Here is a 22,445-nt window from a genome sequence, read left to right as displayed (position 1 = left end):
GAATCGCCTCCGGTGCTTGGATGCGGGCGCGGCTCAACATGCGAGCCTCGCGCGATCTGGTGTGAGCGGCAGGCCACTGGGCCCGACGAAGCTCTCGCCGATATAGGCCCTGCCCAGGATAGCCGGCGGCAACAGCTCGGGAGCGCGGCTTCCCGCGCCGATCGTGGTGTCGTAGCCGAGCCGTGCTTCGCCGATGCGGTTCATCGCGAAGTAGAAGCGGATATCGAAGACCGTATGCGCGGGCTTCTCGAGGTCGATGATCCGCCGCGCGAGCGCCTCGCGGCGCTTCAGCGTCTCGCTGTCGGTAGCGTCGGTCGCCGAGACCGGCAGCAGCACCGAGAAGCGATGTGCGGTCCGGTCGATCGGCAGCAACTGCTTCTCGAACTGCTCCCAGTCAGCGCGCGCCGACGCCGTCGCAGGTGCGCTATCGCACAGCGCGATCTCCCCGAACGACTTCCAGTCGCTGCCATGCGCCTGATTGAGAAGGCGCAGGCGCCGATAGCGGCCGGCGAGGAAGCGCTGCCAGAACGCGCGGTTGTGCGAGGCGAGCTTCAGGAATTCTTTCCAGGCGGCGGCATGGGCTGGGGGTACCGAGAGCCGCGGCAGGCTTGTCATCGGAGCGGTCGCGCCCGTCGCACGCTGGAATGCGACCCAGTTGTCACGCTCGGAAAGGCCGGCGTCATGCGTCGGCTCGTCCGGTAGGCGGCTCGCATCGCCCGCGCCGATCCTGCCGAGCGTCCGCGTGCGGTAACTCTCGACGATCCGGATGGCGCCCGGACAAGAGCAGTCGCCGTCGCTGAACAACGTGCCGTCGAGCGGCTGATCGAAAGCGAGCGCGAGCGCGCTTTCGAGGCCGCGCATCGTGCCGCGCCAGCCGAAGAAGCGGATCGCATGGGCGATGAACAGTCGCCGCCGCGCCTCGTTCCAGGACGGATCGAGCGCCACGTCGAACCATTCGGCAAGCCAGCCGAGCGCCGCAACCGGCGCCGTCCTCACATCGAACAGGGTGTGTGCGGCGACCATCCGCGCCTCGATCACGCTCGTCGTCCCCTGCATATTGGCCAGAAAGCGCTCGAGGAAATCGGCGGGCTCCGGATCCTCGCGATAGAGGGCGGGCAGATAGCGCTCCGCCCAGGAGATGCGCGGCCAGGAGGCACGCAGCGCGCGCAGCCGCGGGCTCGAATCGCCGTCGCTGGCGAGCGTCAGCCGCACCTCGAGGAACTGCCCCTCGATCTGCTGGAACAGGAGTTCGAAGGTGCCGTGCTGGGCCATCGCATCCGTCGGCACGAGCGCCGCCGCCGAATGGCCGGCGAGCTCGCTTCCCGAGCGAGACAGGATCGGCGAAGGCTGCTTCTTCCACGCGCCCAGATCGCCAGGCTCGTCGCTCGCCCGCGCCTCGACCGTCACCTTGCTGCCCGCAGGGATGCAACCGTCGAGCCGCAGGCGGTCCCAGACGACGCTCGGCGTCCTGCTGTCGAAGATCGGCGTGCGGAAGATGGCGAGGCCGCGGAACTGCTGTCGCGGACGCTCGACGACACGAGGCCAGTTCGGATCAGGTCCGCTATCGTAGCTGGCATTACCTTCGACCGTGAGAAGTGCGCGACCGCGATAGCGCCGGATCGGCAGGCTTTCGGTGGTCTCGGCGAGATGGATTGCGGCCCCCTCCCCTTCGATGCGGAAGGCGCGAAGCTGGTTGCCGGTCGCGTCCGAGACGAGCACGCGATACGCGTTCTCGCTGCCGCGGAGCAACACCTGTCCCGCCACCAGGTCGTGCGGCACGAAATCGAGCGGCAGCGGTTCTGGAGACGTCGTCCCCTCCCCCAGCCACAGGAACAGCCGCGCCGGCGCACGCGAGAGTATGGCGACCGCGCTGCCCGGCAGGGCGGCGATGGCGATGGGATCGATCGACGGATCGAGGACCGTCAGGTCGTACCCCTCGGCGGGCATTGCCGAGGCACTGGTACGCACCTCTCCCTCGACCGGCTGGAACAGCTCGGGCGCGGGCGGAGCCAGCCCGGTGCCCGAGAGCGCGAGCCGGGCGTCGAGCTCGAAAAGCTGCCGGCCGGGACCGTCAAGCAACCACAAGCCGCTCTCGCAACGCGGCTCGAGGTCGGTGACGTGGATCGCGGCACCGACAGGCCATTCGAACTGGAGCGGCGGGCCGCCGGCGACCAGGTCGAAGCTGTCGAAGCCGCCATCGCGGGCCGCGACGAGCCAGCCGTCCCCCGTCGTAGCCAGCGCCCGATAACTCGGCTGCGCGCGCACCGGCGTGTCGTGCGGCGTGAACAGACGGTGGGCCGGGCGCTCGGCGCGCGGATCCGGCCAGAAGCGCGTGATCGATCCGTCGCCCCGGGAGCGGACATAGAGCTGTCGCGCGTCATCGCCGATCCAGTAGACGTTGCCGAACCGGTCGGCCGCAGCGGAGCGGCGGTCTTCGGGAGAGATCGGCGCCTCGCCCGACGTCGGCAGCAACCGGTCGCGCAGCGGTGCCAGCGTCAGCTCGTCGCGCTCCTCGTCCCATCCTGGCGCTTCGGCAGGACGCTCGCCGATCGGCGCCGCCCAGACCGATGCGAGTGACTTGTCAGCGTCGGTGAGGCCGCGCCCCCAATCGGCCTCGCCGAGCATCACATGGAAGCGCTGACCGTCGGGGTTCATCAGCACCTCCCCGCCGCGACGGGCACGGGCAGGAAATGCGTTCCCGCTGGCGCCGGAGACGAACCGATGTCGCCGCGCAACAGCGCGACGTCGATCGGATCACCGCCGACCACCGAGATTCCCGCGATTTCGGGGAGCTCGATGCCGGAAATGTCGATCGGGTCGAGCTTCGCACCGCTATCGAGCGCGAGCTGGACGTCGGCGACTTCGATCACGCCCGGCACCCGGGCGGCCTCGGCCATCAGGGCACGTCCATGCACCGGCCGGCCGAGCGGCCAGCCGCGCAGCGCCGGATCCGTCTCAGGTCCGTAGAGGGGTCCATCGGTCGTCGAGAAGTCACTGTCGGCGGGCGGCAATGGGCTTAGATAGGCGCGCAGCCGCGTTTTCACCGCGTCGGCGACCTCGGCCACGGTGTAGCCGCCGCCGACTTCGATCCCGACCGAGATCCAGATGCGCTTGTACCGCGGGCCACGCAGCACGAGTTCGGTCGTGACCAACCGGCGCGGATCGAGATAGCGGCACAGGGCGTCGAGGAAGGGTGTGTCCGGGCGCGGTGCGGCGGGATTGGCCGGGTCGTGCCTTGGAGCCACGACCAACGTCACGACTCCCGGCACACTGCCGATCGCCGCCGGAGCGAGGTCGGGATGCCACGCCGGGAGTACGTCGACGCGGCCGAGCGAGGTGCCGGGGCTACGCCAGGCGATACTGCGGAAGTCCGCCTCGGTGACCAGCCGGTCGCGATGCTGGAGAAGCCGTTGGACCTGCTTTTCGCCTGAACGGACGGTTTCGGCGTCGGCCCCACCCCAGGTCGCGATCGGGTTTGTTGCGCTGAACCCCTGGGGTGCGAGCGGGCCCGCCTTGATCGCGCCAGGGCCGACATTGCCCTCCTGACCTTCGCTGTAGTCGTAGCGCGCATAGAGACGGTCGCGGGCGCCGGGCCGTTTGCCCGCGAGACCATCGCCGAAGGTGACGATGCCCGCCTCCGCGTCGACCCGGAAGGAGGTCGCGGGGGCAAGAGTCTGGCTCGCGCCGGGAACTCTCACCTCGGGCTCGGCGGCGAGGAGGTCATCGATCGCGGTCCAACTCGTCTCGACGCCCTCGGGCGAGACGCTGACGATCGCGACGCTATCCTCCAGCACGGGCGCCTTGGCGAGCTGCCGCGTCTGATCCGGGCTGCCGTCCCCGTCCGCGAGCCGCTCGGCGCGGACCGTCTCGAATTGGCGCACGGCAACGGCGTTGATCCCTGCCCAGCGCAGCCGGATGTCAGCGGCAGCCGACGCTCGCACGCGGATCCAGGTGACGAGCGCGTCGACAATCTCGCTGTCGTCGATCGCCGGTGGCAGCTCGCCTACTCCCGCTTCCAGGGGATCGAGATTGTTCCAAAGCTTGAGTGCATCGGCTTCGGGCAAGCTGATTTCGACGACGCCGGCGTCGCGCGAGGGATCGAAGTCGCTGCGCGCGACCAGCGACCGCCAGTCGGGCGCCGGCCGGCCGTTGAGGAACAGCAGTTCGCCGTTCGCGCCGGGACGCGCGATGTCGTAGCTCAGCAGATCCGCGGGTGCGGGTGCGGCGCCACCGACCGGCAGCGTGAGCTGCGTGATATCGTCGGTGGGAGCAAAGCCAAGCGACAGGTGCCGTCCGCCGATCGCCTCGCGGACGGTGCGGGTCGGATCTTCGCCCGGAACGAGATCCTGTTTGCGGGCGACCAGCGCGATCCACAGGGTGCGGTCGATCGTGTCGGCGAGGTCGAGTATGCCCTGCGCCGGGTCGAAGGGTTCGCTCTGATAGAGCGTGAGATCGGCGGGCAACGAGGAGCCGTAGGATGCATAGAGCAGCTCGTAGTATTGCCGGAGCTGCGGGCTCGGATCGCGGACGGGACGCTTGACGAATATCCGCGCCTCGACCGGCAACACGTCGAGGCCGTTGACGGTACGGAACGGCATGGTCCCGCTGAGAAGCTCGAAATCGCGCGAGATCGTCTCGGTCGCCGGCGCGCCGTTCTCGTTGCGGAAAGCGACCATGCCGCGCGCCTCGCTGGCGGTGCGCAGGGGAATGCCAAGCAGCTTCAGGAACTTGGCGCGGTTTCGCTCGGGAATCTGGTTGGCCCGGTAGATCAGGTTCTCGGTCAGGAATGCGAAGAGCTGGACGATGGTGACGCCCGGATCCGACGGATTGAAGTTGGTCCATTCGGTCGTGTGGATGGGAACGCGGGCGAGGGTCTCATCGACCAGCGAGCGATAGTCGCGATCATCGATGCGAGGCGCGGGAAGCGGCATCAACTCCTCCCCAACGGTATCGAGACGCTGGTGCGCTCGGCGGCACCGGTGGCGACCAGGCGATAGCCGATCGTCGCGATCGCGGCGGTCGTATCGACCGGATCGGGCACGACGGTGACGCCATCGAGCGCAATGCGCGGCTCCCAGCGACGGAGCGAATCCTCGATCGCGGCGGCAATGCGGACAAGCGTTGCGGGATTGTTCGGCTCGAACAGGTAGCGGCCGAGCCCGGCGCCGAAATCGGACAACTGCACGCGCTCACCGGCCTCGGTCCTGAGGATGATCGCGATGGACTCGCGGATATTCTCCTCGCCTTCGGACCAGCGCATTCTCCCATCGGGGCCGACCCGAGGCGGGAAGCCGAGGCTCTTGCCGAACGGGTTCATGATGTCTTTCCCTTGAGCTTAGGCACCGGGAAGCAGGTGATGAACCACGGCAGCCAGCGGAAGATGAAATCGAGCAAGGTCACGATGATGATCAGCAGGATGAGCGCGCAGAGCGTGATGATCGGAATCGACAGCGAGCAGATCATGCCGATTTCGGTGGTGCCCCCCTTGCAGGCACCGCCGTCGCCAACGGCGATGTCCTTGTGGAACGGCCAGGGCAGGACCTGGAGGACGAGATCGATGAAGCCGAGTCCCTTGGCCCGCTGCACCTGGCCGCACAGCATGTCCGACATCACGAAGGCGGCGCCGCGACCATGCTTGCGCAGCCCGGCCGGGCTGGTGTCCGACGGAAGGGTGATCGTGATCGGGCGGACCGGCGCGTCCGAATCGAAGAAGCTCGCAAGCTGGAAGCGCTCGCTGGGTGCGGAGAGCGTCGGTGGATGGAGCGGTCCGCAATCCTCGTTCAAGTGGACCATACGGATCACGAACAGACCCTGATCGCCGGCGGTCTTGATCAGCACGTCGCGCAACTTCATCGCGTGCGGGATCGGGGGCGGCGGGACCGGCTTGATTTCGTCCTCGATGTCATCGAGCAGCGCGCGCGCGAGCAGTGCTGTGAAACGGTCGAGCTTTTGGACATCTGGCATGGGATCGGCGGTGTCCGGAGGAGAGGCCGGAGGAAGGTCCGGAGGCGAGTCCGAAGGAGTCTCGATGCCCTGTGCCTCCGACTCCGTGACGCCGGCTGGATCGAGCGCCGTGCCGACATCTCCGAGCGGCGGCGCCGGTGGTACTAGCGGCTCCGATTGCGGCGGCAAGACATACCTGTAGGCCCCGCCGGGACGCGCAACGGACACGGGGGACTCCGGGACTCTCAGCCCGGCCAGCGGGAAGTGAAAATTAGGCCAGTCGGCCGGGACCTGATTGGTGGGCGTGTATTGGGTAGTGGCCCCTTCGAGCAGGTCCTCGAAATCAAGGATCCGCTGGAGCGCGTCGCGCATCGTCACTTTCGGTATCGGCTCGGGGGACATGGTCGAGCCAATGTCTTCAGCGTTGACTATGTCCAGGAAGTTCCACACCTCTTTCTCGTTGGGTGTCATCGTGGGGACGGCCTCTCCGGCAAAAGCCGCTTTCACGCCGGGGAGGTAGTTGTCGATCCACTTGCGCAGGTCGACCAGCAGAAGCCAGGACTGATGCTGGAACTGGTAATTGTATTTGAGTACACGCTCCTTGCGTTCCTCAGTCGTTTCTTGGGCGTCGGGTGTCTTGATTTCGAACTCGCTGCCAGCCTTGATCGCCGCGCGAATCATCGCCTTCCACGGCTCGCTGAACTCGATGCGGAGCTGTGCGGTGCGCGCGTACTTGCTCTTCGCACGGGGTGGCGGCGCCGAGGGCCTGAGCGCCGCGAGTTGGCCTTCCATCAGCGAGACCGGCGTGCTCACCACGGGCTTGCCGAGATATTCCTCGCGCCGGGCAACGGGGACGAGCCCCGCCCACAAGGTGCGCGGGGCGCCCGCCTCGTCATGGTGCTGGAGCGGGAAGAGCGGGAGTTGCTCCTCGCCCGGAGCGAGTTCGGTTCCGCCGCCGACACGCTGCCAGCGCGCCTCGTCGCCGGCCTTCATATAGGCATGTTCGAAAAGGGTCGGATCCGGCTTGCCGTCCGGTTTCGTGGCGCCCGGTATTGGCAAGAACCGCCGGAGGACGAATGCGACGCGCTCATGCCCTCCCTCGAGTGCGCGTTCGGGCAGCCCGGGGATCTGGCAGGCGAGCGTGCCGGAGACGAGGTAGTAGCGTTGGTGGGCAGGCTGGTAGAGCTTGAGCGGTTTCTCGGCGGGCGGCACGGGCGGCGCCGAGGGCGCCGAGCGCCACAGCCGCCAGCGCTTCGCCTGCTTGATCGGCTCCGGCAGCGGGACGCGCACGATCGGGTCCTTGAGATCTGCCGGCTGCGGCGGCGTCCGCCATGTCTCCGGCCGGGCGATCCGGTCGGAGAGGCGCGCCGGCTCTTCGGCGAGCGTGGCGAGCAGTTGCTCCATGAAGTCGTCGCTCGCGAAACGCAGGATCTGCGGCCGCGCCTCATAGGGCGTCGCACCACGCCACAGCGGCCGTGGCGCCTGCCAGGTGACCTTGTGGGCGACCGCGCTCACCATATGTTCCCCGCGCCCGGCGTATAGGTCGACGAGATCACCGTGGTCGCGATGAGCGTGTCGCACTTCACGACACCCGAGAAGGTCGACATGCCGGCATCGACCTTGACCATCCCCGCCGAGACCGCGACCTGGCTCGCATTGACGGTGACCTTGGCGGAGGCGGTCACGGTAACGCCCGCCGTCTCCAGCTTCACCGAATTGCCGTTCGAATCCTCGATCGTGATGGCGCCGGGACCGTCCTTCATCGTCAGGGTCTGGCCGCCCGGCGTCTCGAGCTTCAGCGTCTCGCGCCCGTCGCTGTCGTCGAGCGTGACTTTCACCCCGTTGCGGCTGCGGATGACCTTGAGCGCATTGCCGCCGGACATCGACTGCGGCGGCTTGTCCTTGCCGTTCCACAGGCCGCCCAGGACATAGGGGCGCCGAGGGTCACCATGTTCGAAGGCGACCAGCACTTCATCGCCGGCATCGGGAATGAACCAGCTCCCCCGGTTGTTGCCGGCGAACAGCGTCGCGATCCGCGCCCAGGCCTCGTAACCCTGGCCGCTTCCGCCGTCGGGAGACCAGTCGAGCTTGATCTTCACGCGCCCCTGCCCATCCGGATCCTGGATATCGGACACCGTCGCCGGGACGACGCCGTACCAACGGCCGCCCCAGCCATCGCTCTGGCGTTCGTGGAATTGCGTCTCGCCGCGGTCGAGATCGAGCAGCACGTTCAGAGCCTCCCAAGGCCGGCGCGCTCGCAGCGGAACTCGCTGCGCATGCCGGCCTCCTGATCGAAGCGATGGGTGACGGCGGTCGCGCGATACTCGCCGTCGAACAGCTTGCCGAGCCCGCTGAGCACCAGCGTCGCGCCGACACGGAGTGCCGCCCTGGTCTCCGCCACCCCCTCGCCCGTCACGAAGCGCCGCGCCATATGCCGGAAACTCGCTTCCGCCACGGCGCGAGCCTCGAGATTGTCGCGGGGAAGCGCGTGCGCGATCGTATCGACGCGCTCGTCGAAGGCGGATTGAAGAATCCGGGCGCCGCTGTCGGTCGAGCCGGTCTCGCCGGCGATCGCGGCATCGGTCGCGCGCGCGCTCGCGACGGCCTTGTCGGCGACGTTCCAGCCGGACGCGACCAGCGCGGTCCGCTGGCTCGCGAGATCGGCTTCGACATGGAATTCGCGCAGCGACCCTGCCCAGCGCAGCTCGACTCGCTCGGCCGGCCGCAATTTCGCGACATGGAGGTCGCTCCCCTCTACCCAGACGACCGCATCCTCGCGGCGCGAGAGATCGTGCAGCAGCGCCAGATCGCTCTGGTTGAGCTGCGCGATGCAAGGCTGGGTCGCCGCCTGGACGTCGATCCGGGGCGACAGGCCGTGGTCCGACGAGATCTTGCGGGCCACATCCGCGAGCGACGCCTTGTCGAAGGTGCGGGTCCGGCGCGTCATGCGCAGGTCCTGCAGCCGGTCCTCGGCCAGCACGCCGATTGTCGGCGGGCCGCCATCGGGATAGTCCGCGGTGATCGCGCCGATCCGCCCGTCGAACAGCAGGTCGTCGCCGAGCTTGATCTTGAGGGGTTTGCCGAACTCGATCGTCGAGCGATCGAAGTGCTGGAAACCCGGCGTGTCGCCGCCGCCCCAATTGCCGAAGCTCAGCTCGGCATGGGCCATCCCCTCGACACTATCGGCCATCTCCATCGCGAGCAGAGCCGATTCGAGCCTGTCGACCCGCCGCCCGTCGATCTCGATCGTCGGGCGGGCCGGCCGCATCGGCAGCGGCGTGACGTTGGAGGCGGTGGCCGGCATCAATCGGCTCTCAGCCGTGCCTGCCGCGTCGCCATGCGTCGCAGCGCCGAGCGGAGCTGCTCGACTTCGATCTTGCGGCGGGCACTTTTGGGCTTGCCTTCACCTTTGCCTTCCGGCGCGGGTTCCGAGACCGCTTCGAACTCGTTGATGACGACGGCCATGCGTGGGTCCTTTCTGGGCGCTCAGCGTGCGCCGACGGTGAACTTCGGCGGCGCGATGGTGGGCGGCGCAAGGGTGCTGCCGGAAAAGCCGACGCTGGCGCCGGCCGTGGCGTTGATGTCGATGAGTTGGCCCGGCGACAGGCGCAGCGGGTCCTCGATGCCGTTGGCGGCGGCGATGCCCTTCCAATCGGGCCGCCCGTTCTTAGCCGCCATGCCCTGAATGTTGTCGCCGGCCTTTGCCTGCGACATCGGCGTCTGGCCGGGCGAGGACGGCACCCTGCCATCGCCCTTGAACTCGGAAACCAAGATCTTCTGCTGGCTCAGCGTCAGCGCCACCTGCGCGCGCAGCGGCTTGCCCTCGGGAGAAAAGAATTCGAGCGTCTCCTCGAGCCCCTCGACGATCCCATCGAACAGGAAGGATCCCCAGACGAACCGCGTCGCCGGCGGCACCAGCTTCTTCTTGTCCGAATCGTAGGGTTTCGGAGTCATGAAGAAGATAACTTCCTGCGTCAGTCGCCGTACGTCGTCGACGGCGTCCTGGGTCATCGCCGTCACGTCGAACCACAGAGTGAGCGCAAGTTTGGTGGTGCCTGCGCCGACGAACTGGCGTCCGGTGTTGCCCGCCGCCTGGTCTCCCCCCTGGGCCTGGACGAGCTGGTTGGCGAAGGTGACCTTGAGCGTCTCGGGGTTGAACTGGACGCTCACCTTCCGCCCGCCCGGCTTGTCTTTCTTGAAGTCGGCGTCGAGCTCGATGAGCTGGGCTTTGGCAAGCTCGGTCATGCGGGCGCCTTTCCGGGCACGAACTTGAGCGTCTCGTATGCGATCTGCAGTTCCTCGATCGCGACCGCAGTGCCGGTCGAACTCAAGGCGGGTGCCTTCATCTTGATCGGGACACAACGCGAAAGCTGGAACCGCGCCCGCTCGCTCGCGCCATCGGGGCCGAGCAGCACGACCTCGGCGTCGGCGCGCAGCCGCGGATCGGCGACCGAGTCCTCGAACCATGTCCACAGATCGAAGTTGTCGGTCATCCCGCGCTTGAGCGAGAGGTTGGCGTAATTCACGGGGCCGTTCACGCGAACCGCCCGGCCCGGAGCGCCGCCTTCCTTGATGGTCTTGATGTCCATCGTCATCTCGAGCCCGTCGCACTCGGAAAAGGCGGCCTGGACGAGCGGCTTGCTGTCCCCCGCCCGATGAATCTCGACGGCGAAATTGAAGGCGAGGAAGGGATAGGGGCGCGGCGTCGCGTCGGGCATGTCAGCGCTCCTCGGCGACGGTGAAGCGCTCGCCGGCTTGCGCCAGGACAAGCATAAGGAAGCGAAGCGGCTGGGCGGGTGCGACGCCGATCTCGATCACCAGCCGGCCGTTCATCCGATCGCTGTCGCTGGCGTCGACGGAGAGCCGGTAGCTGTCCGCTTTCCCCTTCCCTGCGAAGGCGCCGCGGCGGACCATCTCGTCGAGCATGTGCCCGAAGGTTCGCTCGATCGCCCGCCTGGTGGTGTCGCCATTCGGCTCGAAGGCGAAGATCGCACCCTGGCGCAGGCACATGCGGCGCAAAAGGCTCATCAACCGGCGCACGTTGACTTCGCCCCAATCATGCTCGGGTGAAAGCGTCATCGCGTCCGACGCGATGAAGCCGCGCGGATCGTGGCGCACCAGATTGACTCGGGCGCGGGCGAATTCCTCGCGGTCGCGGTCGGCGAATACGGGCGCAAGCGCGATGCTGTCGTCGATGGGGATGTTGGCGGGCGCCAGCCACGGCCCGCGCTGGCGCGACCGGCGCGCAAAGGTGCCCGCGACCGCGCCCTCGGGCGGCACGACAAGCTGATCGGGTTCGGCGGCACCGACCGTCGGCGAGACGATCCAGGGGTGATAGAGCGCCGCATGGCTGAGCGCGCGCACCTCGTTCGTCGGGAAGCGCGCCGAAAGTGCTGCGACATGCGCAGCCGCCTGGGTGACACGGAAATGGCGCGGCAGGGCAAGGAGCGCGAACTGGTCGCCGATCGCCGCACAGGCCCGCAGCAGGGCCGCCTGGACCGTCAGGAGCGGCTGCGGATCGTAGTCGGCCGGCTCGGTCGCGGCCCACGCGCTGTCCTCGACCAGGAAGCCGGTGACGGACGCTGCGCTGACATTCCCCCCGATCTCGGCGTGGACACGGTAGTAGTAGGCGCCCTCGCGCTCGATCAGGAGGCGATGCGTAAGCGCCTCCCCACGCCAGATCTCCTCGGCGCCGACGAAGTCGGCGCGGCCGGCTTCCTCGAGCACATAGAGCGCGCCGAGCTCGGAGGCCGACCAGCTCAGATCGACCAACCCTGCCGGCTGCCGGCTGTCGATCGGGGCAAAGACCGGAGCGGCCAGCAGCCGCGTCGTACAGTCGAGGAAGCGCGTCGCATCGGGCGCGGCGAGGTCGGGCTTGGCCGGCGGAACGGCGCACGAGCCGATGTGGTCGAGCCAGGCTGGCGGAATCGCGCCGGGTGCATTGACCGGTGGGGTCGGCGGCTCGGATCCGCGCGGGCTCCAGCCCGGCTGGATGGCGTCGGGCACCACGATCATGCTGGGCTCGGCGAAATCGGCGCCGCCCGGCACCGCGAACGCCCCGTGCAGACCGAACAGCGGCAGTCGGTCGATGTCGCGCATTCGCGTCGCCATCTCGGCGAGCGTGCCGACCGACGCGGTCGCGAGCGCAGGATCCAGGAACAGTTCCGCATCGAAGCGCGAGAGGCCGTCGCGCTCGAGCGGCGTCCGAGGATCGGGATCGGCTCCGACCGGCTCGGACCAGAAGTCGGTGAGTGCGCCCAGGTCCCAGGACACGGGCGTCCCTTTGGGCGCGAGCCAGCCACGGGCGCCGGCGAGCGCCGCGGGATCGGCATAGTACGCGTCGTCGTCTCGCTCGCTCCACCAGCTGTCCGCGTCGCCCGGCGTGGTGCCGAACGGGCCGCTGACGACCGCCGTCCCCCCGCGCTCGGCCCGCAGCATCAGCCGCAGCCGCCCTCCTCTGCGATCGACGCGAGCGGCGACGCGCAGGTCGTCGGCCCAGCTGCCGAGGCTGCTCGCCTTTACCTGGACAGCGATGGCGCCGGGCTTGGTCGGCAGTGTGAAAGTTCGCGCGACAGCGATGTCACGGATCGCCGGCCCTGCCCCACGCCACCGCCGCTCGAGCGCATCTGTGCGCGCGACACGGATCACATAGGCGCGGGTGCCCCCGTTCGAGAAGAAGCCGCGCACCGACGGTGCGAGCGCCGCCACCGCCGGCCGCTGTCCCTTCGCACCATGGGCAAGCACGACATCGCCGCCGAAGACCGCGGCATAGGCATCGACGCTCTCGATCGCGACCGGGCAGTGGACGGGTCCCCGTTCGGCGAAACCGACGAACAGCGCTACGTCCATCCGCGGCAGCGCGTCGGGGAACGGCGCAGGCGGCACAGCGACGGCGATGCCGGGCAGGAGGCGGCGCGCATACACCGGCTCACTCCATCTCCAGCCGTTCGTATGCCAGCACCATCTCTTCCATGGCGACGTCGGTCCCCTTCGCATTGAAAGGTCCCATGGTCGACTTGATGATGCGGGAGCGCAGCAGCTTCCACGTCACGACCGCCGCCGTGTGGTCCTCGTTCTGAAGCGTGACGCGGACCGTGCGCAGCGCATTCTGGTTGCCGTTGCGGATGTCGTCGAGCCACTGGTAGAGGTTGAGCGAACCGATGACACCGCGCTTCATCGTGACGTCGGTCGATTTGTTCATGCCGGTGATCTTCATCACCGAGTTCTCTTTCGAATTGCCGGTCCGGTATTCGGAGACCGTGACTTCCATGCCGATCCCCGACAGCTCCTGGAAGCCAGCCGCCGGTCCCTCCGTTTGTCCATCACCGATGTCCACCAGGAAGTTGAACTGGACGTACGGGCGATCGCGCAGAACGGCCATGATGAGTCTCCCTAGATCTTGCGGTCGGCCGTCCACTGGCCGATGCGGAAAATGACGAACTCGGCGGGCCGCAACGGTGCGACCCCGATCAGGCAGACGAGCCGGCCGTTATCGAGGTCGTTCTGGGACATGGTCGAGCGGTCGCACTTCACGAAGAAGGACTTCTCGGGTTTCTCGCCGAGCAGCGCGCCGTTCTGCCATTCGTTCAGCAGAAAATCCTGGATCGTCGAGCGGACGTTGGCCCAGAGCTGCTCGCCATTGGGCTCGAACACCGCCCATTGCGTTCCCTTGTCGATCGAGCGCTCGAGATAGGCGAAGTAGCGCCGCAGGTTGACGTACTTCCACTCGGGATCGCTCGACATCGTGCGGGCGCCCCAAAGCCGCATGCCGCGGCCCTCGAAGAAGCGGAAGCAGTTGATGCCCTCGGGATTGAGCACTTCCTGATGCGCCTTGTTGAGCATCGTCTCGAAGCCGATCGCGAGCCCGACCACCTCGTTCGCGGGCGCCTTGTAGACCGCGCGGTTGATGTCGTTGCGGGCATAGATGCCGGCGACGAAGCCCGATGGCGGATGATAATTCTCCTGCCCGCTGAGCGGATCCAGGATCCGCACCCAGGGATAGTAGAAAGCGGCGTGGCTGCTGTCGTAGAGGCCACGCAGTGCCCGCACCTCCGAGATCGTCTGGCCCTTGGCGCTGTCGACCACCGCGATGCGGTACTTCATCCGTTCGCAGTGGCTGATGAGATTGGCGATGATCGCGCGAGACTGGGGGGTCTCGGTGACCATCGATCCCGGCGCGGCGACGATCGAGATATCCTCAAGCGCTTCGAACGCGACCAGACCGCTCGAGCGGTTGGTGGTGGCGTCGGTCATGCCCGCGTAGGCGGCCGGCGTGGGCATGGCGCCATCGCTTCCGCCGGTCAGCCGCACGACGACGCTGCGCGCGGCATTACTGCTCTCGCGGTCGATCAGTACCGTGTCGAGTGTCGGCTGCGGCGGCGAGGCAGGAAGGTCGTGCAGGTCGCGCAGGTCGTCGAGCACCTGAAGGCCGTGGCCCGAATACTCACCGATCACGATCGGAATGGTCCGCGCACGGGAAAGACTCGCGGGGGTTTCCGCGAAGTATGCAAACAGCGAGTCCGGCGCGCCGCCGCGCTGATGGTGCGGATCGAGCGGCAGTTCGCCGGCGACGAAGGTCGGCAAGTCGCCGCTGATGGGCTCGACGGTCACGGTGACGGTGACGGCGCGGACGTCGAGCGCGGTGCCCGGCGGGACAGGCGCCGGGAAGAGCGACAGGAGATCGGTCGCGGCATTCAGGTCGTCGCTGCCCGTGCTCAGCTTCCAGGCCCGGTTCAGCTCGTCCCAGAGCAGCAGGCGGAAGCCCGAGCCGGGCGCGCCCACCCACACCACATCGCGGGTGGCCATGCCGTTGAGCGACAGGGTCCCATCGAAGTTGCGGGCCAGCCGGTTCTGCCCGAGCGAGAGCGTGAAGGTGACGCGGGCATCCCCGGCACGGCCGGGGAAGCGCGCCCGTACTGCGAAGTCGAGCAGGCCAGGAGGCGAGCCACCGCCCGTTGCGGTGTCGGCCTTCGAACAACTATCGATCAGGTTGGACCCAGCCGTCGGTGTAAAGGCCCGCGCGATGTAGGCTCGCTTGCCTCCCTCCTCGAAGAACGCGCGGACGGCATTCCACATGTAGTTGTCGGTCTCGCCGCCGTCGGAGAAGTTGATCTTGGCCTTACCCCCATACGCACGCTCGAACTCGACCAGGCTCGTGACGATCTCCGGCTCTATGTCTATCGGCCCGTAGCGCGTCGCACCGACGAAGCCGGTCGTGGTGGTCGAGACGCCTTCGATCGACTTCGCGCGGAAGGAGACCTCCTCGACGAACACGCCGGGGGCGAGATATTCGGGCATCAGGTTTCTCCTTGGTTGCTCATGACGCCGCCATCACGAGGTAGGAGCTCGGGCCGGTGGGCGTGGCGGCAGTGCGCAATACCAGCGGCCGGCCGAAGCTCAGCAGTTGCGAGGGCAACGGCTGGGGCGGCGAAACGGTCGCCTCGAACAGCAGGCGTGGATGGACGAGCTGGGCCATCGTCTCGCCGAAGTCCGGCGCGACCCCCGGATCGAGCCCATTCCAGTAGGCCGTGAGCTCGATCGACCAGCGGAAATCGGTGATCGCCGGCGGCGACGTTGCGAGCGAGGGCCGCGGCCGTTCCGGATAGGCGAAGAGGAGTACCACCCTGCCCTCCGCATCGGCCTGGCCGAGCGCGCGGACACGCCCACCATGCGAGGCCGTGAGCAGCGCCCAGGCAGCGGGCCCGCCATCGTCCCGCTGGAGCTGGCAGCGGATTTCCGCGAGCGGTGCCGGCGAGACACGGCCCGCGCTTGAGAAGAGTGGCAACGCGTCAAGCGATACGGTGGGCGGGCTCGCGCCGTCGGTGTCGGTGAGGGGAGCCAGCGGCCCTTGCGGCAGCGCAACCCAGCCGGGCCAGGTGACGAGGCCGCGCACCGGCAGGTCGAGCACGACTTCAAGCGGCAGGAAATGCCCGGCCGTGTCGTTCACGACAATTCGCCACGGTTGCTGCAGCGCCGCCCAGTCGGCGGTACCGGCCAGCGCCTCGTCCGACAGGCCGGGAAGTCGCCGCGCATACCATACGCCCTTGCCATTGACCGCGAGCGACACCGTCCGCGCCGGGTTTCGGATCGAGGTGACCGTGACCTCGAGACCTCCCATCACGAACTGCCCTGTGGCCACGTCACGAAAGCGCAAGCCGAAGGGTGCCGGCAGGACTAGCCGCTCCAGGATCCTGACCGCCATCACGCGAGGACTCCCGCATCGAACTCGCGCTCCACAACGATCGGGTACTCGTCGAGGCTCACGTCGCTGTCCAGAAGCAGCATCCGCATCGCATAGGTCGCGCAGGGCGGCATGTGCTTGATCCGGTCCCAGAGGGTGAGCTGGTCGGCGAGCGTCAGCGGATCGTTGACGAGGTCCAATGTCTCGCTCTGGGCGAAAATGTCGCTTTCGGCGAGGAAATGGTTGAGTTGGCTCGGCACCAGCGGCCCCAGCTCGTGCATGGTGCGCAGCATCCAGCCGAGCAGGCGCTGCTGCCGCTCGGAACCCTCCGCGAAGGGTACCATCAGGTAGTAAAGGTCGAGCGGTAGCGACGGCTTGAAGCGGCGGCCGTAAATGTCGGTCCGCGGCCCCAGCGCGCGGCGCGTGACATTGGGCGCGACACGCCACAGGCAGATCGCGATTCCCTCCTTCATAGGATTGTGGAAATCCTTCGATTGGTAGAGCTCGATAGTGAGCGGCGAGCCGAAATCGGCGACGGGGAACCGGTCGCGCATCAGCCCGAGGATGGTGGCGCTGGCAGCCGCAATGGCACGGTAGTTGGCCATCAGGCGTGCTCCGCGACTTTGGCGACAAGCGCGGAAATGGACGCGCGATCGAGTGTCACCGGCTCCTGCATGAAGCGGACGAGCCTGCCCTGTTGGCCATCGTGCGAGATCAGGAGAATGCCGAAGTCCGGAAGAGCGAATATCTGCTCGACGACTTCGTTCCCGCTGGCCTGCGACTGCATGACGATCAACTGCGCGCCGGTTTCACACGCGGCTGCGAGCGGATCGTCTCCCGGTGCGGTCCGCCCGACGATGATCGTGTCGCGTTCCGCTAGCATCTGGACCACGATCTCGCTGAGCATTGTGGGCATCGGGCCGAGCTGAATCCGGATCGCAATCGTCGCCTCCTCCAGACAAAGCAATGCGGTCAGCTTAAGGATTTGGGGCACAGCGCCTATCGCCCGGTCGGATCTCCGATGGTCTGGTTCTTGGCCCAGGCCGTCTGGCTCCCCTCCGAGCCAGCGAACCGGAGGGAGCCGCCGGATGAATCAAGATGAATCAAGCGCAATAGTCCGAATGGTCCAGATCGTAGGAAGCAGAACTTCATGGACCTCTGGACGGGATGGGGCGGCAACCGGCGGAATCCCCTAATTCTGCATGATCGGGACGCAGCATATGCAGCTTGAGGCTTCTCGCCACAGTGGTATCGTCCACTTGCCCTCGCCGAAAACCGGTCCCGCCCAAAAAACATCACAGGCGTGTGTTTTGTGCGAATGGAGTTTCGAGCCATGAGACCCAATGCGACAGGCGATGCGCGCAAGACCGGGGCAATTCGGTTGCTTGTCGTGAGCAGTGTGCTTCTCCATCGCGAAGGCGTGGCGACGAGCATTGCACGAATGGGACGGTTCGCGGTCGTCGATGCGGTCAGCGGCGTCGACGCCGTCAGGACAATCTCCACGATCGATGTCGATGCGATCCTGCTCGACGCCTCCTCACCCGAATCGCTCTTCTTCGCTCGCCAGTTGCGCGCGGCATGCCCCCAGCTCCCGATCGTCGGCTTCGGCATCAGCAGCGAGGCGAACAGCGTCGCCTGCGCGGAGGCGGGCCTGATGGGGTTTGTCGGGTGCGACGGCACGCTGGCCGAACTCGAGCGGGTCGTCGAGCAGGCGATTGCGGGCGAGGTCGGCTGCACCCCTCAACTCGCGGCAATGCTATGCCGTCGGATCGCGGCGCTGTCGGGAGCGCCGCCCCAGACGCCCTCTTCGCCACTCACGCCCCGCGAACGTCAGGTAACCCGCCTGGTATGCGCGGGCCTGTCGAACAAGGAGATCGCCATCGAGCTCCGGATCGGTCCCGCGACCGTCAAGAACCACATCCACAATATCCTGGAAAAGCTCCAGGTCCGGCGGCGTGCCGCCATTGGCAGCCGCCTCGACCAACGCGTGCTCGATGCTCGCGGCGGCCTCCCCGCCCATCAGCCTGGCGTTGCACCCGACTGGCGATGAAGCCATGGCTTCCGAGGTTTGGGACTGCCCTGCTCGCCTTGATCCAGGACAGGCTAGTTCGCCGTGTAGGTGATGGCCGACTCGTCAGCCGCTATCACGTTCACCCGATGCCCCGCGACGATGAGTGTCCCGCCGATCGGCGCAGACACGCTGATATCGCCTGATTGCGTGACGGTGCGCGTGATCGGCTTCGGCGGAACGACGATCATTCCCGTCGTCGTGGAGTTGCTCTGGAATGACTGATTGCCGGTCTTGCCCGTCGTCGTCGTCGTATTTTGCGGGACCGGGATGTATCGCGGGGAGTGTGACCGGGTCGTTTCGTCCGTATCGACGTTCACGTCGTTGCGGACGAAGTATGCCCGGCCATCCTGCACGCCGGTATAACGAAGCGTGATGCGGCCGGTGTCGCGGGTTCTCCCGAACATATCGGCGCCGCCAAATTCATCCGGCAGCGATTCGCGCTTGCGGATTTCGAATACGATGTCGCCGACGCCGACCGTCGCCTGCTGACCCGGAGCCGGAGCGACGACGCTGGATCGATCCTCGATCGGCGTGCACGCGGCAACTATTGCCGCAAACAGAATCACACTCAGACAATGCGCGCGCATACGGTCCCCCGGCAGGGGCGGGATATTTTCAACGTTCCGTTATCTTCGCAATCCGATCGCCGCCCATAATGGGCGTTTTGGCTTCGCGAGTTGAGGTTGCCGGCTCGGTTCCGGGATCGGGGAACCTTGTTGCCAAGCCAGGAAGGCACGATCACATTTCCTTCCTGAGCGAGTGCCATACGGAACAGCCGCGCCCCACGAACATGTCCAAGTTCCTTCGCATCGGTGTCCATCGATCCAACGTGTCCGGCTACACGTCGAAGGCCTGGTGGATCCGCCGGGTCGGCCCGACGGTTTTCCTGAAATGGGGCGCGGTCGAAGTCCATGGCGTGGGCGACGGACGCAAGGTCTACTGGACGGTCCCGCCGCGCGAGAAGGAAATCCGCTGCGGTTCCGTGAAAGCCGCCACCGACTATGTGAGGAACGCCGTCGCACGGCGGCGCAGCCATGACTACGAGCCGCTCGCCTCGAGCATCGCCATCCGTCGCCGGCCCGCCAGACGAGGCGCCGAACTCGAACAGGCGCTCGCCACGATCCTGATCGTCGACATCGTGCAGTCGACGGAAAAGGCCGCACGGCTGGGCGATGCGCGGTGGACGCAGGTGATGAACCATTACTACGCCGCCGTTCGCAAGGAACTGAAGGCGTCGAGCGGAAAGGAAGTCGTGACGACCGGCGACGGCATGCTTGCGACTTTCCCGGCGCCGGCCGCGGGGGTCCAGTGCGCGACCGCCATCCGCGACGCCGTGCGCACGCTCGGGCTGGAGATCAGGGCGGGGTTGCATGTCGGCGAGTACAAGGTGAGCGGCCCCGACGTGGTCGGCCTCGCCCTCCACATCGGCTCGAGAGTCGCCGCCAAAGCACGCGCGGGCGAGGTCCTGGTCTCGCGCGCGGTGAAGGATCTGCTGTCGGACTCCGACGTCCGCTTCAAGGATCGCGGCCTCCACCAGCTCAAGGGCGTGCCGAAGCGGTGGCGCCTCTACCGGGTCGATCCGTAGGCGAGCACGCAGGCCTGCTTAAGCGGGAAGTGCTGAAAGACCCCGATCATAGGCATCCTTGAAGCGATCGAAGCCATGCGAGCCGCCGTTCACGAGGACGCGGGCGCGGCGGAGATCGTCGCGTGCCAACGCGTCTCGTATTGCCTGCTGCTTGTTTGCGAGAAACTGGGCCAGGATGCGGCCGGCGATGCGCGGATCGTTCGCCCGATCGGGATTGTTCACAAGGTCTTCACCGACCTGCGCCCCGATGCGGTTGTAGTTTTCTCGTCCCGTCAGCTGAATGTAGCCCCGCCCCTTGAAGCGCGGACCGTCGCCGGGCACGGTATTGCCAAGTCGAGCCCCTATTTCGGTGCCAGCGTCATAGAGGTCGAACGGATTGCTCTGGGTATTGAAGATGCTGCGGAATTCGTCGATCGGGACGAAGCCCTCCGTCTCCGCCCGGATCGTGGAGAGCGCCATCAGCACCATCGCGCGATCGCCCAGATTGCAATCCGCCAGGCCCTGCAGGACGAACGGCAGGTTGGCCGTGATCGGGCCCAGGCCCGTGGCCGGGAACATTCGCTTCACCAATGCGGGCGTGACTCCATTCAGGATCCCGCCGGCAATCCCTGCAGGGGCAGCCGGTAACGGCGGGGCAGGCATTGGCGTGGAAGGCGCCGGCGGCGTGCCGGCGGCGCGCAGAAATGCGAATGCGACGAAGCCATCCGCCAGACCATCCCCCTCGATGTCGATCTGCGCCCAATCACCCTGACGCCCGATGACAAAGATCGCTTTCCCGGGCGGGAGAGTCTGAAGCACGGAAAAGTCCGTTCCGGGTCCGCTCCGAAGGTTCAACCCGTCGCGCGCAATGACGACATGTGCCGAGGACGGTGATGGCGGATTGGCGGCGTTGCTCATCGAAGGTCCTCCCGGAAGGGGTGAAGCTGGGGAATGGGCGGTGCTGGACTGGGTCATCGATGCCGAGGATGGGATGGCCGCCTCGGCGGCAAATACCTCCCACCCCTCGACCGTGCCTTTATCAATGCCCTTCGCAAGCTCCGCCGGCGCCACGTCGATCTCGAAATGCATGCAGTCCTTGACCGTCTGCCAGTGGCCGCCCCATTCGAAAATCCGGAGACCATCCTTGGTCTGGATCTTTCCCACGGATTCGATCATGGCCGGTGTCATGTCCGTGTCGGCCTTGCCGAACCGGACATCCTCTGCCCGTTCCTGCTGCGTTGCCTTGTCCGAGAAACGCACGGCGCGGCTGCCCTCGTGATCGAGCCACGGATTCGTATTCCAGTTGACATCCAGCGCGATCCCGTAGGAGTGAAGGCTCCGACCCGTGCCGCTCTTTATCGTGCGACAGTTATAGCTGTCCGTATCGGCCGTCCGAATCTGGTAACCGTGATGGGCCAGCACGGCGGCCAGCGCCTGCCAGGCCTCGGCCGTGGGAGGCGCCACGCGAATGCGATCGGGTCCGAAGGGAATAACGATCATTCGTTCTTCCGCACATTCGAATTCCCGCCAGATTACGCGCTGCTCTTCAGTGCTGCGGGGCATGTCGGCGATCCTCCGGTGTGTTCCGATACATCAAGGGAAACCCACTCGCGTCGACCTTCGCCCGGACTCGGCGCCGCCCGATCAGACGTCGACGCCGCCTGCGAGATCGAAGCCGCTTACCGCGGCGATAACCCGTTTCGCCACGAACGCATTGGCCTCGCCGCTCGCAAGGCCTTCGATCGGTAGTCTCACCAACGCCATGTTGGTCGGTGGGCCGGCGTCGGGCATCAGGCGAAGCCCTTCTGCATGACCGCACCCGTCGATGACGACATGACGGACCTCCCCAAAGCGACTTTCAGGCCGTGGCCAGGCTATCGATGATCGGCTTCTGCCGTTCCATCCGGGCTTCACGGTCCTCGAATCCGTTAAGGCCTCCGTTCCAGGCCCGAACGCAGCCTTCGAAGTCGTTGCTCTCGGCAAAGGCGTTCAGCTTCTTCCAGTCCCAGAACGCGGTGAGGATCGCGGGCTGGTGCTGCGGCAGCGTCGCGAGATCGGGATTGCCGACGAGGTCAAGCTGGCACCGCTGGCCTACCTCTTCATAGCCGTCACGTCCGGTGATCTGCGGTCCACCCCGGCCGATGTAAGTCGATCCATCGCTTGTCCCCGGCCGGTTGCCCATGCGCTTTCCGTAGATCTCGTCGAACGCCTTCTTCTGCCAGCCAGGCTCGGTGCCATACTTCAAGCGCACGTCGTCCGCCGACCCGAAGCGGTTGGGAAAGACTGCCGCCAGCCGGTCGGCCCTATAGTTGATATTCTCGATGAGGTTCTTGATCTGAAAGCCGTTGCACTCATGATCGACATTGGCGAAGGCAAAGGCGAAATGTGTCTTGCTGTTCGTGATGCCTGCCGCATCGAGGACGCCGGCATTGGCATCGAACGCATCGATCACGCTCTGCGGCGCGTTGGGGAATAGCTTCCGCCACTGGCTCGCCGTCACAAGCACGCGCATAGCAACCTCCCCGTCGTTGCGGACACACGCAAGCTGATCGATACGCTCAACGAGCGATATACCTTAAAGGGCTATTCCTACATATCCAACGACTCTTCCGTGTACCCCATTTTCGCCCTTGCAATTGTCGTCCAGCAGCGAAATGCCAATTTTATTGCGAGATTTGTCAGGGCTT

Annotated in this window: 21 protein-coding genes; 2 read left to right on the top strand and 19 right to left on the bottom strand. The window is 66.6% G+C overall.

Features of this window, described 5'->3' with window-relative positions; all coding sequences use genetic code 11:
* Positions 1–33 precede the first annotated feature (33 nt).
* Genes AC1ROX_RS23855 through AC1ROX_RS23785 form a run of 15 tightly spaced genes read right to left on the bottom strand, consistent with a single transcriptional unit; the run spans position 34 to position 17,117 of the window.
* Positions 34–2,655: a phage tail protein gene (locus tag AC1ROX_RS23855; protein ID WP_493129859.1), complete on the bottom strand. Its 2,622-nt coding sequence runs from the start codon at positions 2,653–2,655 to the stop codon at positions 34–36.
* Positions 2,655–4,931 (bottom strand): baseplate J/gp47 family protein, encoded by a 2,277-nt coding sequence (locus AC1ROX_RS23850; protein ID WP_493129857.1) that lies wholly within the window; start codon positions 4,929–4,931, stop codon positions 2,655–2,657. The genes AC1ROX_RS23855 and AC1ROX_RS23850 overlap by 1 nt, the downstream gene beginning before the upstream one ends.
* The gene (locus AC1ROX_RS23845) at positions 4,931–5,317 is read right to left on the bottom strand and encodes a GPW/gp25 family protein (protein ID WP_493129855.1); all 387 of its coding nucleotides are present in this window, start codon (positions 5,315–5,317) and stop codon (positions 4,931–4,933) included. The genes AC1ROX_RS23850 and AC1ROX_RS23845 overlap by 1 nt, the downstream gene beginning before the upstream one ends.
* Complete coding sequence (locus AC1ROX_RS23840; protein WP_493129853.1) at positions 5,314–7,461, bottom strand: hypothetical protein; 2,148 nt, start codon at positions 7,459–7,461, stop codon at positions 5,314–5,316. The genes AC1ROX_RS23845 and AC1ROX_RS23840 overlap by 4 nt, the downstream gene beginning before the upstream one ends.
* Positions 7,455–8,171, bottom strand: coding sequence for a phage baseplate assembly protein V (locus AC1ROX_RS23835; RefSeq protein WP_493129851.1), 717 nt, complete (start codon positions 8,169–8,171; stop codon positions 7,455–7,457). Before AC1ROX_RS23835 ends, AC1ROX_RS23840 begins: the two co-directional genes overlap by 7 nt.
* A gap of 2 nt (positions 8,172–8,173) precedes the next feature.
* Complete coding sequence (locus tag AC1ROX_RS23830; protein WP_493129848.1) at positions 8,174–9,247, bottom strand: phage late control D family protein; 1,074 nt, start codon at positions 9,245–9,247, stop codon at positions 8,174–8,176.
* The gene (locus AC1ROX_RS23825; protein WP_493129846.1) at positions 9,247–9,408 is read right to left on the bottom strand and encodes a hypothetical protein; all 162 of its coding nucleotides are present in this window, start codon (positions 9,406–9,408) and stop codon (positions 9,247–9,249) included. The genes AC1ROX_RS23830 and AC1ROX_RS23825 overlap by 1 nt, the downstream gene beginning before the upstream one ends.
* Before the next feature lie 21 nt (positions 9,409–9,429).
* Entirely contained in the window at positions 9,430–10,188 is a 759-nt protein-coding gene (locus tag AC1ROX_RS23820) for a CIS tube protein (protein ID WP_493129844.1), read from the bottom strand.
* Positions 10,185–10,661 carry a phage tail protein gene (locus AC1ROX_RS23815; protein WP_493129842.1) on the bottom strand — a complete coding sequence of 159 codons (477 nt, stop codon included), beginning with the start codon at positions 10,659–10,661 and terminating at the stop codon, positions 10,185–10,187. The genes AC1ROX_RS23820 and AC1ROX_RS23815 overlap by 4 nt, the downstream gene beginning before the upstream one ends.
* A 1-nt stretch (position 10,662) precedes the next feature.
* Positions 10,663–12,867, bottom strand: coding sequence for a phage tail sheath C-terminal domain-containing protein (locus AC1ROX_RS23810; RefSeq protein WP_493129840.1), 2,205 nt, complete (start codon positions 12,865–12,867; stop codon positions 10,663–10,665).
* Between the two features lie 4 nt (positions 12,868–12,871).
* Positions 12,872–13,324: a phage tail protein gene (locus AC1ROX_RS23805; protein ID WP_493129837.1), complete on the bottom strand. Its 453-nt coding sequence runs from the start codon at positions 13,322–13,324 to the stop codon at positions 12,872–12,874.
* An 11-nt stretch (positions 13,325–13,335) separates the two neighbouring features.
* Complete coding sequence (locus AC1ROX_RS23800) at positions 13,336–15,240, bottom strand: phage tail sheath family protein (protein WP_493129835.1); 1,905 nt, start codon at positions 15,238–15,240, stop codon at positions 13,336–13,338.
* Positions 15,241–15,259: 19 nt separating this feature from the next.
* On the bottom strand, positions 15,260–16,144 hold the full coding sequence (locus AC1ROX_RS23795; RefSeq protein WP_493129833.1) for a hypothetical protein: 885 nt from the start codon (positions 16,142–16,144) through the stop codon (positions 15,260–15,262).
* A complete protein-coding gene (locus AC1ROX_RS23790) occupies positions 16,144–16,728 on the bottom strand; it encodes a Pvc16 family protein (RefSeq protein WP_493129831.1) in 585 nt (194 codons plus the stop codon). The genes AC1ROX_RS23795 and AC1ROX_RS23790 overlap by 1 nt, the downstream gene beginning before the upstream one ends.
* On the bottom strand, positions 16,728–17,117 hold the full coding sequence (locus AC1ROX_RS23785) for a hypothetical protein (protein ID WP_493129829.1): 390 nt from the start codon (positions 17,115–17,117) through the stop codon (positions 16,728–16,730). The genes AC1ROX_RS23790 and AC1ROX_RS23785 overlap by 1 nt, the downstream gene beginning before the upstream one ends.
* A gap of 339 nt (positions 17,118–17,456) precedes the next feature.
* Here AC1ROX_RS23785 and AC1ROX_RS23780 point away from each other — a divergent pair, with 339 nt between their 5' ends.
* The gene (locus tag AC1ROX_RS23780) at positions 17,457–18,173 is read left to right on the top strand and encodes a LuxR C-terminal-related transcriptional regulator (protein ID WP_493129827.1); all 717 of its coding nucleotides are present in this window, start codon (positions 17,457–17,459) and stop codon (positions 18,171–18,173) included.
* Between the two features lie 53 nt (positions 18,174–18,226).
* Here the strand turns inward: AC1ROX_RS23780 and AC1ROX_RS23775 are convergent, their stop codons facing one another.
* Positions 18,227–18,760 carry a hypothetical protein gene (locus tag AC1ROX_RS23775; protein WP_493129825.1) on the bottom strand — a complete coding sequence of 178 codons (534 nt, stop codon included), beginning with the start codon at positions 18,758–18,760 and terminating at the stop codon, positions 18,227–18,229.
* 224 nt (positions 18,761–18,984) lie between these two features.
* On the opposite strand from AC1ROX_RS23775, the gene AC1ROX_RS23770 reads away from it, so the two are divergent.
* Positions 18,985–19,779: an adenylate/guanylate cyclase domain-containing protein gene (locus AC1ROX_RS23770; protein WP_493129823.1), complete on the top strand. Its 795-nt coding sequence runs from the start codon at positions 18,985–18,987 to the stop codon at positions 19,777–19,779.
* An 18-nt stretch (positions 19,780–19,797) separates the two neighbouring features.
* Here AC1ROX_RS23770 and AC1ROX_RS23765 read toward each other — a convergent pair whose 3' ends face one another.
* The 3 genes from AC1ROX_RS23765 to AC1ROX_RS23755 form a co-directional block, all read right to left on the bottom strand.
* Positions 19,798–21,321, bottom strand: a complete 1,524-nt coding sequence (locus AC1ROX_RS23765) for a M15 family metallopeptidase (protein WP_493129821.1) — start codon at positions 21,319–21,321, stop codon at positions 19,798–19,800.
* A gap of 81 nt (positions 21,322–21,402) precedes the next feature.
* A complete protein-coding gene (locus AC1ROX_RS23760) occupies positions 21,403–21,549 on the bottom strand; it encodes a hypothetical protein (RefSeq protein ID WP_493129819.1) in 147 nt (48 codons plus the stop codon).
* A gap of 67 nt (positions 21,550–21,616) precedes the next feature.
* Positions 21,617–22,270, bottom strand: coding sequence for a glycoside hydrolase family 19 protein (locus tag AC1ROX_RS23755; protein WP_493129817.1), 654 nt, complete (start codon positions 22,268–22,270; stop codon positions 21,617–21,619).
* Positions 22,271–22,445: the final 175 nt, after the last annotated feature.

This window comes from Reyranella sp. GW821-FHT14A01 (assembly GCF_058803965.1).
The sequence above is the reverse complement of the archived record's forward strand: the minus strand, read 5'-3'. Positions and strand labels throughout refer to the sequence as shown.

Bases quoted from the DNA above. Each gene is read 5' to 3' on its own strand.
- AC1ROX_RS23855 (WP_493129859.1), bottom strand. From the start codon at position 2,655: ATGAACCCCGACGGTCAGCGCTTCCATGTGATGCTCGGCGAGGCCGAT.
- AC1ROX_RS23850 (WP_493129857.1), bottom strand. From the start codon at position 4,931: ATGCCGCTTCCCGCGCCTCGCATCGATGATCGCGACTATCGCTCGCTG.
- AC1ROX_RS23845 (WP_493129855.1), bottom strand. From the start codon at position 5,317: ATGAACCCGTTCGGCAAGAGCCTCGGCTTCCCGCCTCGGGTCGGCCCC.
- AC1ROX_RS23840 (WP_493129853.1), bottom strand. From the start codon at position 7,461: ATGGTGAGCGCGGTCGCCCACAAGGTCACCTGGCAGGCGCCACGGCCG.
- AC1ROX_RS23830 (WP_493129848.1), bottom strand. From the start codon at position 9,247: ATGCCGGCCACCGCCTCCAACGTCACGCCGCTGCCGATGCGGCCGGCC.
- AC1ROX_RS23825 (WP_493129846.1), bottom strand. From the start codon at position 9,408: ATGGCCGTCGTCATCAACGAGTTCGAAGCGGTCTCGGAACCCGCGCCG.
- AC1ROX_RS23820 (WP_493129844.1), bottom strand. From the start codon at position 10,188: ATGACCGAGCTTGCCAAAGCCCAGCTCATCGAGCTCGACGCCGACTTC.
- AC1ROX_RS23815 (WP_493129842.1), bottom strand. From the start codon at position 10,661: ATGCCCGACGCGACGCCGCGCCCCTATCCCTTCCTCGCCTTCAATTTC.
- AC1ROX_RS23805 (WP_493129837.1), bottom strand. From the start codon at position 13,324: ATGGCCGTTCTGCGCGATCGCCCGTACGTCCAGTTCAACTTCCTGGTG.
- AC1ROX_RS23800 (WP_493129835.1), bottom strand. From the start codon at position 15,240: ATGCCCGAATATCTCGCCCCCGGCGTGTTCGTCGAGGAGGTCTCCTTC.
- AC1ROX_RS23795 (WP_493129833.1), bottom strand. From the start codon at position 16,144: ATGGCGGTCAGGATCCTGGAGCGGCTAGTCCTGCCGGCACCCTTCGGC.
- AC1ROX_RS23790 (WP_493129831.1), bottom strand. From the start codon at position 16,728: ATGGCCAACTACCGTGCCATTGCGGCTGCCAGCGCCACCATCCTCGGG.
- AC1ROX_RS23780 (WP_493129827.1), top strand. From the start codon at position 17,457: ATGAGACCCAATGCGACAGGCGATGCGCGCAAGACCGGGGCAATTCGG.
- AC1ROX_RS23770 (WP_493129823.1), top strand. From the start codon at position 18,985: ATGTCCAAGTTCCTTCGCATCGGTGTCCATCGATCCAACGTGTCCGGC.
- AC1ROX_RS23765 (WP_493129821.1), bottom strand. From the start codon at position 21,321: ATGCCCCGCAGCACTGAAGAGCAGCGCGTAATCTGGCGGGAATTCGAA.
- AC1ROX_RS23760 (WP_493129819.1), bottom strand. From the start codon at position 21,549: ATGCCCGACGCCGGCCCACCGACCAACATGGCGTTGGTGAGACTACCG.
- AC1ROX_RS23755 (WP_493129817.1), bottom strand. From the start codon at position 22,270: ATGCGCGTGCTTGTGACGGCGAGCCAGTGGCGGAAGCTATTCCCCAAC.